General features: G+C 47.0%; 18 protein-coding genes. 4 read left to right on the top strand and 14 right to left on the bottom strand.

All coding sequences use genetic code 11. The features are described 5' to 3' along the window. Positions 1-204: 204 nt before the first annotated feature. Positions 205-756 carry an ECF transporter S component gene (locus tag QM454_RS07575; protein ID WP_432363456.1) on the top strand — a complete coding sequence of 184 codons (552 nt, stop codon included), beginning with the start codon at positions 205-207 and terminating at the stop codon, positions 754-756. A 61-nt stretch (positions 757-817) separates the two neighbouring features. On the opposite strand, the gene QM454_RS07570 is transcribed toward QM454_RS07575, so the two are convergent. After that, on the bottom strand, positions 818-2,239 hold the full coding sequence (locus QM454_RS07570; RefSeq protein WP_432363454.1) for a helix-turn-helix transcriptional regulator: 1,422 nt from the start codon (positions 2,237-2,239) through the stop codon (positions 818-820). A gap of 78 nt (positions 2,240-2,317) precedes the next feature. Between QM454_RS07570 and hutG the strand changes: the two genes are divergently transcribed. Next, positions 2,318-3,268 carry a formimidoylglutamase gene (hutG, locus tag QM454_RS07565; protein WP_432363452.1) on the top strand — a complete coding sequence of 317 codons (951 nt, stop codon included), beginning with the start codon at positions 2,318-2,320 and terminating at the stop codon, positions 3,266-3,268. Positions 3,269-3,339: 71 nt separating this feature from the next. Here the strand turns inward: hutG and QM454_RS07560 are convergent, their stop codons facing one another. The 10 genes from QM454_RS07560 to QM454_RS07515 all read right to left on the bottom strand — a co-directional run bounded on the left by QM454_RS07560 (position 3,340) and on the right by QM454_RS07515 (position 11,716). Further along, positions 3,340-4,266 (bottom strand): ArsA family ATPase, encoded by a 927-nt coding sequence (locus QM454_RS07560; protein ID WP_432363450.1) that lies wholly within the window; start codon positions 4,264-4,266, stop codon positions 3,340-3,342. 14 nt (positions 4,267-4,280) lie between these two features. Further along, complete coding sequence (locus tag QM454_RS07555) at positions 4,281-4,538, bottom strand: cory-CC-star protein (RefSeq protein WP_432363448.1); 258 nt, start codon at positions 4,536-4,538, stop codon at positions 4,281-4,283. A 17-nt stretch (positions 4,539-4,555) separates the two neighbouring features. Beyond that, entirely contained in the window at positions 4,556-6,298 is a 1,743-nt protein-coding gene (locus QM454_RS07550; protein ID WP_432363446.1) for a carbon starvation CstA family protein, read from the bottom strand. Between the two features lie 197 nt (positions 6,299-6,495). Then, positions 6,496-7,458 (bottom strand): 2-hydroxyacid dehydrogenase, encoded by a 963-nt coding sequence (locus QM454_RS07545; RefSeq protein WP_432363444.1) that lies wholly within the window; start codon positions 7,456-7,458, stop codon positions 6,496-6,498. Between the two features lie 244 nt (positions 7,459-7,702). After that, positions 7,703-8,713 carry a GTP 3',8-cyclase MoaA gene (gene moaA, locus QM454_RS07540; protein ID WP_432363442.1) on the bottom strand — a complete coding sequence of 337 codons (1,011 nt, stop codon included), beginning with the start codon at positions 8,711-8,713 and terminating at the stop codon, positions 7,703-7,705. Between the two features lie 14 nt (positions 8,714-8,727). Beyond that, positions 8,728-9,288, bottom strand: coding sequence for a molybdenum cofactor guanylyltransferase (mobA, locus tag QM454_RS07535; protein WP_432363440.1), 561 nt, complete (start codon positions 9,286-9,288; stop codon positions 8,728-8,730). After that, positions 9,288-9,521: a molybdopterin converting factor subunit 1 gene (gene moaD / locus QM454_RS07530; RefSeq protein WP_432363438.1), complete on the bottom strand. Its 234-nt coding sequence runs from the start codon at positions 9,519-9,521 to the stop codon at positions 9,288-9,290. Before moaD ends, mobA begins: the two co-directional genes overlap by 1 nt. Continuing rightward, positions 9,518-9,964 carry a molybdenum cofactor biosynthesis protein MoaE gene (locus QM454_RS07525; protein ID WP_432363436.1) on the bottom strand — a complete coding sequence of 149 codons (447 nt, stop codon included), beginning with the start codon at positions 9,962-9,964 and terminating at the stop codon, positions 9,518-9,520. The genes moaD and QM454_RS07525 overlap by 4 nt, the downstream gene beginning before the upstream one ends. Next, positions 9,951-10,463: a molybdopterin-guanine dinucleotide biosynthesis protein B gene (gene mobB / locus QM454_RS07520; RefSeq protein ID WP_432363900.1), complete on the bottom strand. Its 513-nt coding sequence runs from the start codon at positions 10,461-10,463 to the stop codon at positions 9,951-9,953. The genes QM454_RS07525 and mobB overlap by 14 nt, the downstream gene beginning before the upstream one ends. Further along, a complete protein-coding gene (locus QM454_RS07515; protein WP_432363434.1) occupies positions 10,460-11,716 on the bottom strand; it encodes a molybdopterin molybdotransferase MoeA in 1,257 nt (418 codons plus the stop codon). Before QM454_RS07515 ends, mobB begins: the two co-directional genes overlap by 4 nt. 61 nt (positions 11,717-11,777) lie before the next feature. Between QM454_RS07515 and moaC the strand changes: the two genes are divergently transcribed. Further along, entirely contained in the window at positions 11,778-12,275 is a 498-nt protein-coding gene (moaC, locus tag QM454_RS07510) for a cyclic pyranopterin monophosphate synthase MoaC (RefSeq protein WP_432363432.1), read from the top strand. Positions 12,276-12,707: 432 nt separating this feature from the next. Here moaC and QM454_RS07505 read toward each other — a convergent pair whose 3' ends face one another. From QM454_RS07505 to ric, 3 genes are all read right to left on the bottom strand, one after another. Continuing rightward, positions 12,708-13,220, bottom strand: coding sequence for a MogA/MoaB family molybdenum cofactor biosynthesis protein (locus tag QM454_RS07505; protein WP_432363430.1), 513 nt, complete (start codon positions 13,218-13,220; stop codon positions 12,708-12,710). 14 nt (positions 13,221-13,234) lie between these two features. Then, positions 13,235-14,254, bottom strand: coding sequence for a ThiF family adenylyltransferase (locus tag QM454_RS07500; protein WP_432363428.1), 1,020 nt, complete (start codon positions 14,252-14,254; stop codon positions 13,235-13,237). 160 nt (positions 14,255-14,414) lie between these two features. Further along, positions 14,415-15,113 (bottom strand): iron-sulfur cluster repair di-iron protein, encoded by a 699-nt coding sequence (gene ric, locus QM454_RS07495; protein WP_432363426.1) that lies wholly within the window; start codon positions 15,111-15,113, stop codon positions 14,415-14,417. A 274-nt stretch (positions 15,114-15,387) separates the two neighbouring features. On the opposite strand from ric, the gene QM454_RS07490 reads away from it, so the two are divergent. Continuing rightward, positions 15,388-16,410 carry a LytTR family transcriptional regulator DNA-binding domain-containing protein gene (locus tag QM454_RS07490; RefSeq protein WP_432363424.1) on the top strand — a complete coding sequence of 341 codons (1,023 nt, stop codon included), beginning with the start codon at positions 15,388-15,390 and terminating at the stop codon, positions 16,408-16,410. The last annotated feature ends 73 nt before the right edge of the window (positions 16,411-16,483 follow it).

Genomic DNA, 16,483 nt, shown 5'->3' with positions numbered 1-16,483 from the left:
ACACTTCCCACCTACCTCTTCAGTACTTGCTTATTTTACATCGTACCACAAGAAGGATGAGGCAAGAATCGATGACTTTTCATTTCATTATAAACTAATCTGACCCCTACTATTTGTTCCGAACTGATACTTTTGCAATGGTCAGTCATTTGATAAAGTAAATTTATTCGAAAAATCCTAATTAGCGAGGAAGAGGAAACGCATATGCAAATTACACAACGTCAAACCCATACGAAAACGCATGCAAAAACATTCGATCTAGTGCTCACAGCTATTTTGGCAACACTGGTTCTTGTCTCAACGATGTTCATTAATATTAAACTCCCGTTTGGCCAAGGCGGATTGATCCATTTAGGAACAGCTATGCTGTTAATCATTTCTATTTTATTCGGTCCGAAAAAGGGAGCGTTGGCCGGAGCCATCGGAATGGGCTTATTCGATATTTTCGGCGGCTGGCTCATTTGGGCACCGACAACAATCGTCGCCCGCGCATTGCAAGGCTATATCGTCGGTAAGATCGCTTGGTCGAAAGGTCATCGTGGAGATAATTTAAGACTTAACATCTTAGGGGCTGTCGCCTCGATGCCAGTTATGCTGGCGGTTTACTATATCGGGCAAGGGATCATGTTTAACAACTGGGTCGCTCCACTGGCATCCATCCCGGGCGATATTATTCAAAACGTTGTCGGGCTGCTAATTGCCATACCGCTTTGCCTAGCTTTGAAAAAAACACCATTTTTCCGGAAGAAATTTTAACGAGAAAAGCAGTGAAGAAAAGCTACATCCTTTCTTCACTGCTTTTGCTTTGCATCAATCCCTACCCCATCCGATACTGATAAGGCGTCATGCCTGTCTCCTCTTTGAATCGCCTGCTAAAATACGTGGAATGCGTGAAACCGGCAGACTTTGACACTTCTGCAACAGGCATGTCGGTCTCCGTTAACAAACGTTTCGCTTCCCCGATTCGCATATTCAACAATGCTACGCTGAAAGACTCGCCCGCTTCCGCTGCATATCTCCTGCTCAACGTACTTTTATGAATCCTCAACTCTTCCGCACATGCCGTCAAGCTCCAGGAAGCATCCCAATAATTTGCCGCAATTCGTTCCTGCACTTTTTCGACCAAGCTGCCTTCTCGATGCGATTGAATGACGGAAGACTGAACCAATTCTGCAATGAACACGATGAAAGATTGAACGATATGGTACATGACCGGCTCGCGGATGATCGTTTCAAACAGTGCATGATAGGCGTGCTCTACCGCCTGCGATTTCAATGATTTTGCCGTCATATACCGGCGAATTTGCGCGAGAATGCTCGTCAGCCGGACGCGGACCATTTCAGGATCCGGAAATGGCGCTTCGAGTGTGAGGAAATCTTGTTCCATCCACTCTCGGATCGCCGTCACTTGGCGTTTCTCGAGCATTTCAACCCATTGCCGCTGTTCGAGCGGCGTCAAAAATGGATCCATATCGCGCCATTGAAGATCTTCCTGTTCAATCGTCAAAATATCATAACCGTCATAAAAGATACGCTCGTGAAGCTTTCGCATTTTCTTATATAACTCCCGGTACGACCGATTTTCATCCGTATGCAAATAAATTGTCAGCAAGGCGTCCGATTGACGTTTCCATTGGGCAAAAAAGATTGCATACGCCTCTTGGAGGACGTGTACATCTTTCAGCTCATGGACGGCGAGCACAAAATTTGAAAACGGAAAGATAGTATAAGCGGTCGGAAAACGATGCAATTCGAGTTCGCGGACGAGATGGTCGAGCTCGTCCAACTGCGATGGCGCGATTAAACTAAAAAGAACTGGATGTTCCGCTTTTGTCTCCCCGATGAGAAAATCTTCGTATGTGACGATGGCCTCTCGCTGTTGGACGGGGTTTTTCAGTTGTGTCCTCTCATTCCGCCAGCGGAAGCGGATTTGCTGGACTTGTTTGACGAGCCGTTCGGGCTGGAATGGCCGGAAGAGGATATCTTCCGCTTTCAGTGAGAGCGCTTTGTAGACCGTTTGAAATGTCCTTTCGGAGGAGATACCGAGCCAGTTGGCGTGCGGCGGCAATTCGAATTCCGCTGTCATAATGTAGGTCATGTCGATAATGTAGAGGTACGCATCCGTTGAAGCGTCCGCGCACTCTGCAAATTCCACTTCCACGTCGTTCCATTGGGACGTAAGCAGCCATTTCAGTCCATGCGCTTCAAGGGGATCTTTAATGAGCAGTCGTATTTTCATGCAATCACCTTTTTCCGAATTTGATTTATTTCAATCTAGCTTTATACTGATGGCAAGAAGTCTTTCATTTCAGAAAGGATGGATTTCGTGAATAAAGTCAATGAATCTATTTGGACAGGCCGACTTGATGATACGGAAGACCGCACAAGTTTCCGTTATCATCAAGTTGTTGAACTAACCGATATCAAGCAAGTTTCGGGCGGATGCGCCATCATCGGGTTCGAATGCGAGGAAGGCGTCCGGCGGAATAAAGGTCGTTTAGGCGCTGCTGAAGCCCCGAATGCATTGCGCAGTGGGCTTGCAAATCTTCCGTGGCGATTCCCGGAAGCTGCCCAGTTATACGATGTCGGCAATATTGCGTGTGACGGCGAAGACTTGGAGTCCGCTCAACAGCAGTTGGGCGAAGCCGTGACGGCAATCCTTGCTAAAGGCGCGGCACCAATCATTCTTGGTGGTGGCCATGAGACGTTATACGGACATTACCTCGGCGTCCGCGAATCGATCGGGAAGGATGCGACACTTGGCATCGTTAATATTGATGCGCATTTCGATTTGCGTCCGTACGACGAGCAGCCTTCTTCCGGCACGATGTTCAGGCAGATTTTGGAGCAGGATTCGAATGCCCGCTATTTCGTCGCAGGCATCCAGCGGTATGGAAACACGCAGGAGCTGTTCGATCGGGCGGAATTGCTTGGCGTCACATATGTGCATGAAGACGATATGATTCCTGGACATATCGATAAGCTGATGGCAATGTTGGATGATTTCATGGCGCAGCATGACGCGGTAATGCTCACGTTATGTACAGATGTCGTCAACGCCGCGTTCGCTCCCGGCGTTAGCGCCCCTTCCCCGTTCGGATTAGATCCTTCGACCGTACGCGCCATCATCCGGAAAGTCGCAGGGCAATCGAAAACGCGTTCTTTCGACATTTGCGAAGTGAATCCCGCTTTGGATGAGGGCGGACGGACGGTGAAGCTCGGGGCACAACTAGTGAATGAAGCGATTGCGGGGTTCATGAAGGGTTAATTAATCCCCTTATTTTGCTATACCAAAAGGCAATCTTAGGTTTCATTCCTCTCTAAGATTGCCTTCTATTCTTACGCTAATTGTTCACTAAACTGAGCCAAATCGTGATAGCTCGTAATATCTCTTTGAAAAAGAGGGACATAACGGATGTCTTGTTGCTTGAATGTCTTCTCTATTATCTTAACATACTTATTCTCATGTTCTTTCCGTTCCTCCCAAAACTCACCTTCGACATGTGCGGGAAGCATCTTATTGACGACAAGCGACTTCACTTCGAGTGAATGACGGTTCAACATTTTAATCGCTTTTTCCGTTTCCAAGATTGGCAGCCGCTCCGGGTTCATAACGAAAATAAAACCTGTAGTCTGCTGGTCCATTAATAGTTCGCGGACTCTGGCAAAGCGTTGTTGCCTATGCGCCAACACTTCAAAAATCGGATCTTCCACCGGCTCTCCGTCATTAAGCAGACGCGAGTAATTAACATTCGCCTTTTTCCGTTTTTCCAATAAGCCATGAATCCACACACCCATCAGTTCAGGAAGCGACAGTAAGCGGATTGTATGGCCAGTTGGCGCAGTGTCGAACACAATTTTGTCGAAATGTTCGCGTTCCTCCAAAATAATCGTGACCAGTTTATCAAAAAGGGCCGCTTCATCCGCACCTGGAGAGGCTTGTGCAGCATCCAATTGGCGATACACTTCCTCCATCATACTGGAATGGACGACGCTTTTTATATTGTCTTTCACTCCCGCAATATACCGTTCCGTCTCCAGCTGTGGGTCGATTTCCAGTGCCACTAACCGATTCGCCACCTCCACCGGCTTGCCGCCGATCGGTCTGCCAAATATGTCACCGACATTATGGGCTGGATCCGTTGATACTAAAAGTGTGCGGTTCCCTGATGCGGATAAGCGGTGTGCAATGGCCGCGGCTGTTGTCGATTTGCCCACTCCGCCCTTTCCGCCAACAAAAATGATTTGTTTCGTCAATACGTCCATCGTTTTCCCTCATTTCAGCAACAGCGGATGCCATGCATCGGAGACTTCTCCATGCCCATGCGCAAATGCCATTCGTGGAATTTTTCGATCATATGCGGATAGAGTTCCAATGTGTAATAATACGCCGGATTCGGAATGCCGATCATTTCGGAATAAAGGAGGAGGAAAAAGAGATCCTCCTCATCCCGTAACTCAGCTGCAATTTCCCGGCGGTGAGGCACACTGATGACTTCTACATAATAGTCGACCAGTTTTTTCAGGGAATCGATCATTTCAATCCCTCCAACGTTTAGTCTTCGACGTCCGTAGACAACTTTGAATCATTTTTGCCAGACAAGGCGGAGAATGCCGTCAATATGATCCAAACCGCAAAGACGAAAATGATTGCACCAAAAATGAAGAGCAGCCAGTTCGAGCTTGACCCGAACCACGACCATTCATAGACTACTTGCTTAAACATCGCCAACAGTGTCATGAATAGCAGGAAGATCATCGGAATGACGGCCACCAAATAATTCCTTCCAAGTCGCTTGAGCCAAACTGCGATCAGCAGTAAACTGATGCCTGCCAACAATTGATTCGCGGTTCCGAACAAAGGCCAAAGCAAATATCCGCCCGATCCGAATCCATTCGGTCCTTCCGGCAAAAGCACAAGCGCGGCACTTGATAATACCGCAACCGATGTCGCCACATGTTTCTTTGAAAGCTTAGGCATGTTGTATTCCATACCCAATTCCGCAATGATGTATCGCATTAACCGGACCGAAGTATCCAATGTTGTCGCCGCAAAGCTAATAACAATGATGGAAACGATTGTCGTTGCAACATCTGCAGGAATAGCTAAGCCTGTCGCCAAATTGCTCGCACCTTGCACAAAAACTGTAAGCCCCGATCCGTTCGCCGCACCAAAGCTGCTATAAGTCGCGAGAAATGCATCTTTATTCGGGAAAAAGATGATGACAGCAATGATGGAAACGAGCGCTAAAATCCCTTCACCAACTGCACCAAGATAGCCAACGAACCGCGCATCCGTTTCTTTATTCAACTGCTTGGAAGAAGTACCAGATGAAACAAGTCCATGGAACCCTGAAATGGCCCCGCATGCAATCGTTATGAATAAAAGAGGAAACCACGATACATCTGATGTGGCATTTGTCATAGGGGCTGTTATCGTAGGATTCGTAAATAGTAATCCTAAATAGAGAATGCCAAGCCCGACGACTAACTGATGAGAGTTAATGAAATCACGCGGCTGCAACAGTCGCCAAACCGGCAGTGTGGAAGCGAAATAGACATACACCATCAGAATGACAATCCAAATGAAGAAGGCCGTTGATACAGCACTAAGTCCGAACAGACCGGCTCCTTCCGCTCCACCCATGTACTTCACAAGATCAATCTGCAAGAAGTCCACTTTACTGGAGACAACTGCCGCAATATACATAACAGCCAAAGCGATGAGCGAAGGAACAAGTAACTTTTTCTGCCGTTTATAAACGGCTGTGCCAATCCAAATCGCCAGAGGAATTTGAATGAAAACCGGTAAAACGCTTGCTGGAAATTTAATGAACAAATTAGCGATGACCCAAGCAAATACCGCATTCACCATCAACACTAAAATGAGGATAATGAACAAAAACAGAATTTTCGCCCGTTGTCCAATGAGGCGGTTCGCTAACGTACCAACCGATTGGCCTTTATGGCGAACGGATAACACCAAAGTTCCGAAGTCATGGACGCCAGCAGCAAATACAGTTCCCAGAACGACCCATAGCACAGCCGGCAACCAGCCCCAATAGACGGCAATTGCAGGTCCCACTATCGGCGCTGCGCCTGCGACTGATGTGAAATGATGTCCCCATAGGACAAGCTTATTCGTCGGCACAAAGTCGACCCCATCTTTGTACCGATGCGCTGGCGTCACATAATTCGGATCTAATCTGAAGATCTTTTCAGCGACAAATTTTGAATAAAATCGATAACCTAGCGCAAAAACAATCATCCCTGCCACTGCAACAATAATTGCACTCAATTTCCCTTTCCCCCATTCCGTTTCTATTTGCACTTCGTTCCGAGTAGCTCAAAACGAAGGTATTTCCCTTATTATTAGCTAGTACAATCTATTGTCAGGTACAACTACTTATGACCATTACAAAAAGATTATGACGGGAATGCATATATGTAACGGATGGTTGGCAATGAGGGGCCTTCTTGCTTAATTGTTTTTATTCAATTAACGCGGTTCTTTGGTTCTTTTCCTTCCAATAAATCAATGATGGATTGAACGTTTAACGCCATCATTGCCTGCCTCGTCTGCACGCTCGCGCTTCCGATATGAGGAACCGCCGTAACATTCGGCAACGTGAGCAATGGATGATGGATAGGAACTGGCTCCGTTTCAAAAACGTCCAGTCCAGCAGCGTAAATCGTTTCGTTTTTCAACGCGTCATATAAGGCTACTTCGTCGACGATGCCTCCGCGTGACACACTAATAAGGGTTGCCGTTTTCTTCATGAGCGACAGCTCCCGTTCGCCAATCATCCCTTTCGTCTCTTCTGTGAATGGCACTAGAATGACAACATGGTCGGCCCGTTTTAATAGATCGTCCAATTCGGTGAATTCAAAGCCGTAATCTTTTTCCGATTCAGGCTTTCGGTTGCGGTTATGATAAAGCACATGCATGTTGAAACCTTTTGCCCTGCGCGCAACTGCCTCGCCGATCCGCCCCATGCCAATAATGCCAATTGTTGTCCCGTGTACGTCCATTCCGGTAAAACCCATCGGCGTCCACGAGAGCCAGCCGCCTTGTCGCAACTCTTTCTCCGCCGAATTAAATCGACGCGCAGTCGCAAGTAGAAGCCCGAATGCGAGGTCTGCAGTCGTTTCCGTCAACACATCTGGCGTATTCGTCACGATGATACCTTTCTCCTTCGCCGCTTCCGTATCAATATTGTTGAAACCGACCGCCATATTCGAAATCACTTTTAAATTCGTTGCGCTTTCGAGCATGTCCCGGTCGATTGTATCCGAAAGCATCGTCCATAGTGCATCGACTTGAGCAATTTCTTCTTGCAATACTTCGTTAGTCACCGCAACCTCTTCTGAATCCCACATCCGGACATTGAACTTCTCCTCAAGCGGCGCAATGATTTCATCCGGCAGCTTTCTTGTAATAAACACACTCGGTTTCATCCCAACCCCTCCATTTCCTCTTTTTATCTATTTTAGCATAATTCTGTTTGTTCATTTTTCTATTATCTATCGAGTTCAAAATTATATCGATTGAATACGGGTAGTTATCTATTGAATCGTAAAGTTTATCTATTGAATCCAGTAAGTTATCTATTGAATGTTGAAAGTTATCACCATTTCATGACTTAATACCTAGACGAAAAACGACAAAAAGTGCTTCGCCCTCCAGCGAAGCACCCATCCATCATCCACCAATATAACTCATATCAATTTTCTTCCGGTTTTTCACCGTCTGTTCCGTCCGTTCGTCGGAATAACGATCCGCGCGTCGTTCCCACACGCCCGTTATTGCCGACAAAAGCTCCTCATCAGACATACCGCTACGAATTAATTCCCTTAAATCGAAGCCTTCTGAGGCAAACAAACAAGTGTACAACTTGCCGTCCGACGACAGCCTCGCCCGCGTGCACGTCGAACAAAACGATTCAGAAACTGACGTAATGAAACCGACTTCCGCGCCGTTGTCCACATACCTGTACCGCTTCGCCACTTCGCCGTAGTAGTCCTCTTCGGCCGGCTCCATTTCATATTCTGCACGCAACATGTCGTAAATTTCCTTCTTCGTCACGACCTTCTCAAAACTCCAGCCATTGTCATTGCCAACGTCCATAAACTCGATGAACCGCAGTGTAATGCCACGGTCTTTGAAATACGCCGCCATCGGGAGAATCTCGCTTTCATTCACACCTTTTTGCACGACCATATTCACTTTCACCGTAAAACCGATGTTCTTCGCACGATCGATATTCTTTAGGATAAGCTCCGGTTTAATGCCGCGCCCGTTCATTTTTCCGAAAAGCTCTTCGTTAATCGCGTCAAGGCTAATGTTCAATCGACGGAGGCCCGCGTCATACAACCTTTGTGCATATTGTCCGAGCAGCACGCCGTTCGTCGTTAGTCCGATGTCATCGATTCCTTCAACTTTCGTTAGCATTGCAATCAAATTCGGGAGGTCTCTGCGCATAAGCGGCTCGCCGCCGGTTAGCCGAAGCTTCTTCACACCGATAGACGCAAAAAGTCGGGCAAACCGCTCCATTTCTTCAAACGTTAACAGCTCACTTCTCGGTAAAAATACATAATCATCACCGAAAATTTCCTTCGGCATGCAATACGTGCAACGGAAATTACAGCGATCGGTTACTGAAATTCGCAAGTCTCGGATTGGACGGCTTAATTTATCTACAATCGGATTCATATTCGTCAACTCCCTTACAAGATGTTTGGAGTATTCGCGTTCGTAAATGTCCGGTGGGCATCATTTGCCAACAATACACCGTCAACCCACCTAACTCCTAGTTTCTCCTGAACATCCATAACCCGCCGGTTTCCACTTTCAAGCGCTTCGCGCAAATTCTGAAGCGTAGTGCAATCCCATATCGATACGAGCGGATGATAGTTTCCATCTAAAACGACAGACGTCACACCAGAGCTATGGTATTCGAGCAGCCGTCCGATGACGTCGGCGGTCATGAACGGCATATCACAAGGCAAGATAATATAGCGTTCGGCTTGCAGCTTTTCCATCCCCGACAATATTCCTGCAAGCGGGCCTTGCCCCGCAAATGGCTTCACATCAGTCGTTATATGCAAGTCGCAAGGAAAACGTTCCACCAATTCAGGACGCGTCACAACAATGCTTTTCTCGCAAAACGGCTTCATTGCATTAAGCGACCATTCGTAGAAATGTCGTCCCTCCCATTCAGCAAACGCCTTCGGGGAACCAAATCGGCGCGACAGCCCTCCAGCAAGAACAATCCCCGCTGTTTTCATTAGCCACCACTCACTGGAGGAATGAAAGCACACACATCACCTGATTTAATGACATCGTCCTTCAATGCATACTCTTCATTCACCGCTACTTGGACATTGTCCGCACCGAAGCCCGGATAGGTCTTCTCCGCCCAATCCAATAGTTCAGCAACTGTCATCGAATTACGGTCAAGTGTCTCTTCACCTTTTCCCGTTAATTCACGCAATCTCGCAAAATAGTTCACTTTAATCATGCCTGTTCAGCCCCCTTTGAAGGATATTTCTTCTGTGCACCAATCCACTCTTCCCCGTCTTCCCAAATTTCCTTTTTCCAAATCGGCACGACTTCTTTAATGCGGTCAATCGCATATTCATTCGCCTCGTAAGCCGCTTTCCGATGTGGCGACGAGACCGCGATGACGACAGCGATATCCGAAATTTGAAGCTCCCCGATTCGATGAGCCATCGCGACGCGTACACCCGGCCATTTCGCTTCCATTTCCGCGCCGATTTCCGCCATCTTCTTTTCCGCCATCGGGACGTACGCTTCGTAAGAGAGGTAAAGCGTCTTAACGCCGTGCGTCCACTCCCGCACATTGCCGGTGAAAACCGTAACGGCGCCCGCCGAAGGATGAAGCACATAATCCATATATTTTTGAACGTCTATCGGTAACTCCACAATTTCATATTGTTTCAACAAGGTCACCCTTTCCAATCCACTTCAACAACCATTCGTCAATTTGCTCATTATACTCCCGCGAATGAATATGGGGGCCATCTGCCGTAATTTCTGGACATCCAATGACAAGCTGCCGACCTTGCAAATCGTGAAGTGTTTCCCAATCTTCCACATTGCGTAAAAGAACAACTTTGTCGCCAATTTCGTCTTTATACCCTTCAATCAGTAACACATCCGGATTGCCAATCGAAGTCATTTCTTTGAGTCTAGAGAAATCCGGCTCTTCATTCCAAATAAATTGAACCGCACCGCCACCCGCTACGAGCGTTGCATCCGCACCATTCGCTAAAAACTGCGCCGTGTCGGTCGAAGCTTCACCTATATCCGGTTTTCCGCCATGCCCATGATGCTTCAGTACCGCAACCGACAAACCGTGCTTTTTCAATAAATGAATCCATCTCACAATCAACGTCGTCTTCCCGCTATTTTTATAGCCGACGACGTGCAATGTCTTCATAACGTCCACTCGCTGACGCCTTGTTCACTGCCGACCAACAGAATATCGACTTTATCCCCCTCGGTGAAACCTCTCGTTCCACTTGGTAAGACGATCAGGCAATTCCCTCGGGCGATTGACGATACCGCGTTTGATTTATTGAATCCTGCAGGCACCGCGACGACTCCTTCCACGGTCATATGCCAAGTTGCACGGATGAATCGCGTGAACGGATTCGGCTTCGTAAAATCTTCGCCGAGTGTCGCGGTCATATGTGGCATATAAGGGGCTGTTCCCCCCATCATTTTGAGTATTACTGGCCTCGTAAACAGTTCGAACCCTGTGAAACAAGCAGAAGGATTGCCAGAAAGGCCGAATAAGTATTTATCTCCTAGCACTGCGACCGTCGTCACACTGCCGGGGCGCATCGCCACTTTATTGAATAGAACCTTCGCGCCAAGTCGTTCGTAAATCGCCGGCAAATAATCATAATCGCCGACCGATACACCTCCCGTCGTAATGAGGAGATCCGTCTCCGCGATTGCCTTCTCAACAATTGCTGTACAAGCATTCAAGTCGTCCGCCGCCATCCCGTACGATTTGTAGTCGATACCCATCCGCTTCAATTGCGCGCGAATCATCGGACCGTTTGAATTCCGGATTTTGCCCGGAACAAGCTCATCCGCTACGTCGAGCAATTCCGTCCCTGTTGATAAAATACCGGCGACAGGACGTTTCGCCACCTTCACTTCGGCATAGCCGAATGTCGCAAGCAATGCGACTGTACCCGGGTGGATGAGTGAGCCTGCTTCGATGAGCAACTCGCCCTCTTTCGCATCCTCACCTTTGTACGAAATATTTTCACCTGATTCAAACTGCTTTCGCAATGTGAAGCCGTCGTCCGTTTCAACTGTCTGCTCGAGCATGACGACCGCATCCGCGTTTTCTGGAATTTGTGCACCTGTCATGATCCGATATGCTTCCTTTTCACCGATCGGCTTTTCTCCGACATGACCCGCGCCGATTTCCCCGATAACTGAAAAAGAAATCCGGTTGTCGCCGGATGCATTTGCAGAATCGAGCGACCGTATCGCGAATCCGTCGTATGGCGATCGATCAAAAGGCGGTACATCGTGCTTTGCGATAATCGGTTCAGCTAACACTCTTCCATACGCGTCCTCAAGGCTAACCATTTCCGTCCCAATCGGCGTAGCATGCTCCATTACTAGTTGAACCGCCTCCGCGACGGGAATCGGTTTTCTCATTTTCACCATTACGAATCCTCTCCTATCTTCTGATATACTACATGTACTACGTTTGAAGGGAATGAATTGAATGTCCACATTGACGCATTTTAACGAACAGGGACGCGCCAAAATGGTCGACGTTTCCGACAAGGCGGTGACGACGCGAACCGCTATCGCCGCTTCATCGATCATTGTGAATGAATCGATCCACTCGCAAATTACGGAAGGGACGAATAAAAAAGGGGATGTGTTCGCCGTCGCTCAAGTCGCTGCAATTATGGCCGCAAAAAACACGTCCTCCATTATTCCGATGTGCCATCCGATCCCTCTTACCGGTGTCGACGTTCGCTTCGAGTGGAAGATCGACGAAGCTGAGCAGCATTATGAAGTGCTCATCGAAGCCGAAGTGAAAACGAAAGGCGTCACCGGCGTCGAAATGGAAGCATTGACGGCAGCCTCCGCCGCGGCCCTCACCATTTACGATATGTGCAAAGCTGCAGGCAAAGAGATGATCATCGGCCCGACGATGCTGCTGAAAAAGACCGGCGGGAAAAATGGTGACTTTGAACGGATTGTGCCGGAATGAGAACTCTTTTGCGTTGAACGAGAACTTTTTACGCGGGAACGAGAACTCTTCTACGTTTATCGAGAACTTCTGACGCGGGAATGAGAACTCTTCCCTGAACGAGAACTTTTCACGCGGGAACGAGAACTATTTGACGTTTATCGAGAACTCCTGACGCGGGAATGAGAACTCTTCCCTGAACGAGAACTTTTCACGCGGGAACGAGAACTATTTGACGTTTATCGAGAACTCCTGACGCGGGAATGAGAACTCTTTGACGTTAAACGAGAACTCTTTGCCCCTGAACGAGAACTTTTTACGCAGGAACGAGAACTATTTCATATTAAACGAGAACTCCCATTGCAGGAACGAGAACTCTTCCACGTTAAACGAGAACACCCACCTCGAGAACGAGAACTATTTTGCGCTCGATGAGAACTCGCGACCCACAAGTTACTTCCGATGCTTCGTCAATTCATGCACGATATGATGCAGCTCCGGAAGGATCAGTTTTTCCATCGCCAACTCCACCGCTTTCGAAGAGCCCGGCAATGCGAATAAAACTTGTTCGTCAATCGATCCTGCGGCAGCTCGGCTCAATAACGCTTTTGAGCCGACGTCTTCCGTATAGCTTAAGAATCTGAACAACTCACCGAACCCATCAATCTTCTTCGTAAAATACGGTGTCACGGTTTCAATCGTAATGTCCCTGTATCCGATTCCCGAACCGCCCGTAATGATGATCGCCTCGACCGCCAAATTGCCGGTCCAATGATCGACTGTCTGCGTGATCTGCTCGCGTTCATCGGAGCAGATCCGATAATCCGCAATATGATGGCCCGCCTCTTCCGCCATCCGGATAATCGTCCCACCACTTTTATCCGTATCTTTATCCCGCGTATCGCTCACCGTTAAAACGGCGATAGCAATCGATTTCCTCTTTTCCTTCTCTGTAAGATTTGACAATTTCCCCACCTCATTTATCCAAAAAATTGATGGTACAACTTCCGCCCTTGTTTCATATCTTTCAACCCGTGAATGAGCAATCTCCCGTTTTGGAATAAAACACAGCGATACCCTTCCGCATGAAATTCCACGAAAAACGGCGTCGTCCGATATTCCGTACCTAACCGCTCCGCCACTTGCACGCCATCTGCAACAGACAAAGGACGCGCTCCATCCGGTACAATTTGCACAGTCTCCCTCCCGCAAAGGACGGCATAATGCGTTCCTTCCGGTTGATTCAATGAAGGATATGTAGGCGCTTCGCCACAAGTTTCGCAATTTACGTTCCGAATACGCGAAATTCCCGCTTCTACTTGAGTGTTATTCCAAAGATCAAAATGAAGAAGTTTCGTCATCATCGCGTCCTCATTTCCTGTCAGCCACTTCAACGCCTCCGCGGACTGCCGCGCTGCGACAATTTGAACAGCAGGCGCAATGATGCCCGCTGTATCACATGTTTCATTCACCGAAGGAAGGACCGGCAACAAACAGCGGAAACAAGCCGACCTTCCAGGGATAAATGGAAAGACGGTCCCCGAACTACCGACGCAGGCGCCGTGAATCCAAGGAATTTCTCTCTTCCAAGCGACGTCATTCATAAGGAGCCTCGTTTCAAAATTATCCGTCGCATCCATAATTAAATCGGCATCTGCCGCGAGCTCTTCTAGCAACGGGCCATCCACATGATCGAGCACTGTCCGTATTTCAACATCTGCCCGGATCTTTTTCAGCCTACGTTCGGCAGCGACGACTTTCGGTACCCCATCGAGCGCGTCCTGTTCAGTGAACAATTGTTGCCTTTGCAAATTGGACATTTCTACGTAATCCCGATCCGCAATCGTCAACTTTCCGACTCCCGCTCTGACCAACGTTTCGGAAATTGGGGATCCAAGAGCACCGCAGCCGATAATGACGACGTGCGCATTTTTCAATTGTTCTTGCCCTTCCTCGCCAATCGGCTTAAAAAGCGTCTGACGTGAATATCTATTTTCCAACTCCCGACACTCCCTTACGCAACTCCGTGGTCAAACTCTTCCTCTCTAGTATAGCCTGTTAGACTAGTAATTGCAGAATTTACTGACGGAACATTATCCTTCGTCTATCCCAAATAAAAAAAGCCGCCAAACTGGCAGCTTTTTTCATGTATACAATTGATTACAACGCTTTTGCAATTCGCTCGAACAAGACGTTATTTTCAAGATGCACATGTTCAAACGTCTCTTTTTCAAGTTGTTCAAGTCGTGCGTAAACGAGACGATACGTTCCGCAAGCCCCTTCTGGAGGAGTGAAATCATCCGTAATTTCCCTTAGCTCATGAAGAAGGCGTCCCGCATTGTCATGCTCCTCTTCTAGCTCGGATACGTGAGGTTTTAATTGTTCTTTTAATTCAGGAGTTGGGTTGCTCATAAACTCAAGAATAAGTGGGAAAACATTTTGATCTTCATCTTCAGTATGGTCAATCAATTCTTCGCGTAACGCTTTGAAAATCTCTTGAACGCGCAGCAATTGCGGGAAACTTTCGCCATGAACGCGTGCGAGCTTCGTAACGTATGGCGCAAGCATCGGCAACTCTTCACGGAGGCCTTCATGGTATTTCTCCTGGATGTAAGCAATCAATGTCTTCTCCCCGAACGAGGAAGGTTCCATGCTAGAACGGTTCTCCATTTTTTCTTCTATTGAAAGGATGCTGCTCAACACATCTTCAGCATTCAAATTCCGTTGCTCTGCGGCCTCCTTCAAAGAAATCTTTCCTCCACAGCAATAATCGATTCGAAGATTCCTGAACAAATCCGCGCTTTGCGGCAACGCTGTAACAATATCTGAAACTTGAGTGTCAAGTGTAAGTGAAGACATGCTATATTCCTCCCAATTATTATAAATGTGTAAGTCGGAAGTGATTATTCCCTTCCGTCATTCTTATCATAAAGGAGCGAACAAGCTTAAGATGTGATGCAAATCACAGTTATTACGTTGTCATAAATTGTTCAAAAAGTGGATTACGGGAGTTTATCACCGACTAGGGTGAATTTATTACCAACTCTCGGCACTTTTTCAAATGAATGTTCATTCACAATTCTAATAACTGGTATACTACCTATAATAAATAGAAATAAACGGGGGATGTTGAGTGTCACTTCAATTTATTAATGCGGAAAAGCGGATCCATGATTCGATCATCTTCCCTTCATTTGATTTGTCAATCGAATTAGGAAATGTCGTTGCCGTCTATTCAAGTGTGAATGTCCGCGAGCAACTCATTGAACTATTGCTTGAAAAATCGAAGCTGTCGAATGGTGAAATTCGGATTGGGGAAAGCGGCATTTCAGAAAACAAATCAAAAATCGGCTTCTACTTTCTTCATGACGGTCTATATGAACGATTGTCCGTACAAGAAATGATCCAGTTCACGAAGCGGCTGTATACATCAAATATGTCTATCGAGGAAGCCATTCAAACTGTTCAATTGAACGAGAAACGTCACGAAAAAATAAAGCAATTGTCATATTCGGAAAGAAAACGTGTTCAACTGGCGTGCTTATTAATACAGAATCCTTCCATTATTATTTTCGAAGAACCAGACCAAAATCTTGATTTGGAATCAAAGAGGATTTTCCTTTCCGTAATAGAGCAGCTGAAACAAGATGGCTGTAGCGCATTCATATTAACAGGAAATATGGAAAGCGCAGTCACTGCTGCCGATCAAGTCTTTCGTTTAGATGAAAACGGTTTGCATGCTGTCCAAATTAAGGGGGATGAAGAATTACATAAGGACAAAGAAGATTCTCCTTCCGTCGCTGAGTCCATCTCACCTGTTCGATTCGAAAAGATTCCTACGAAAGTCAATGATAAAATCGTCTTATTCGAGCCACCTGAAATTGATTATATTGAAAGCAATGAAGGACAATCCTTTTTACATATTAAGGGGGAATCCTTCCCTTCCGTTTCCACGTTGAATGAATTGGAAACGCGACTACTTCCGTTCGGCTTCTTTCGTTGCCACCGATCGTACATCGTGAATTTACAGAAGGTTCGTGAGGTCATCACTTGGACGCGGAACAGTTATAGCCTCGTTTTGGATGATGCAGGGAAATCGACAATTCCTTTATCGAAAACGAAGATGGTTGAGCTAAAAGAGATGCTCGGATTATAACTTTGTAGAAAATTGTTGTATTTCCTCGGAAATATTTTGACAAAATGCGACGATTGAGCCCGAGAAATACTCC

It is taken from the genome of Sporosarcina sp. UB5, assembly GCF_050859005.1.
In the GTDB taxonomy this organism is placed as follows: Bacteria; Bacillota; Bacilli; order Bacillales_A; family Planococcaceae; genus Sporosarcina.
The sequence above is the reverse complement of the archived record's forward strand: the minus strand, read 5'-3'. Positions and strand labels throughout refer to the sequence as shown.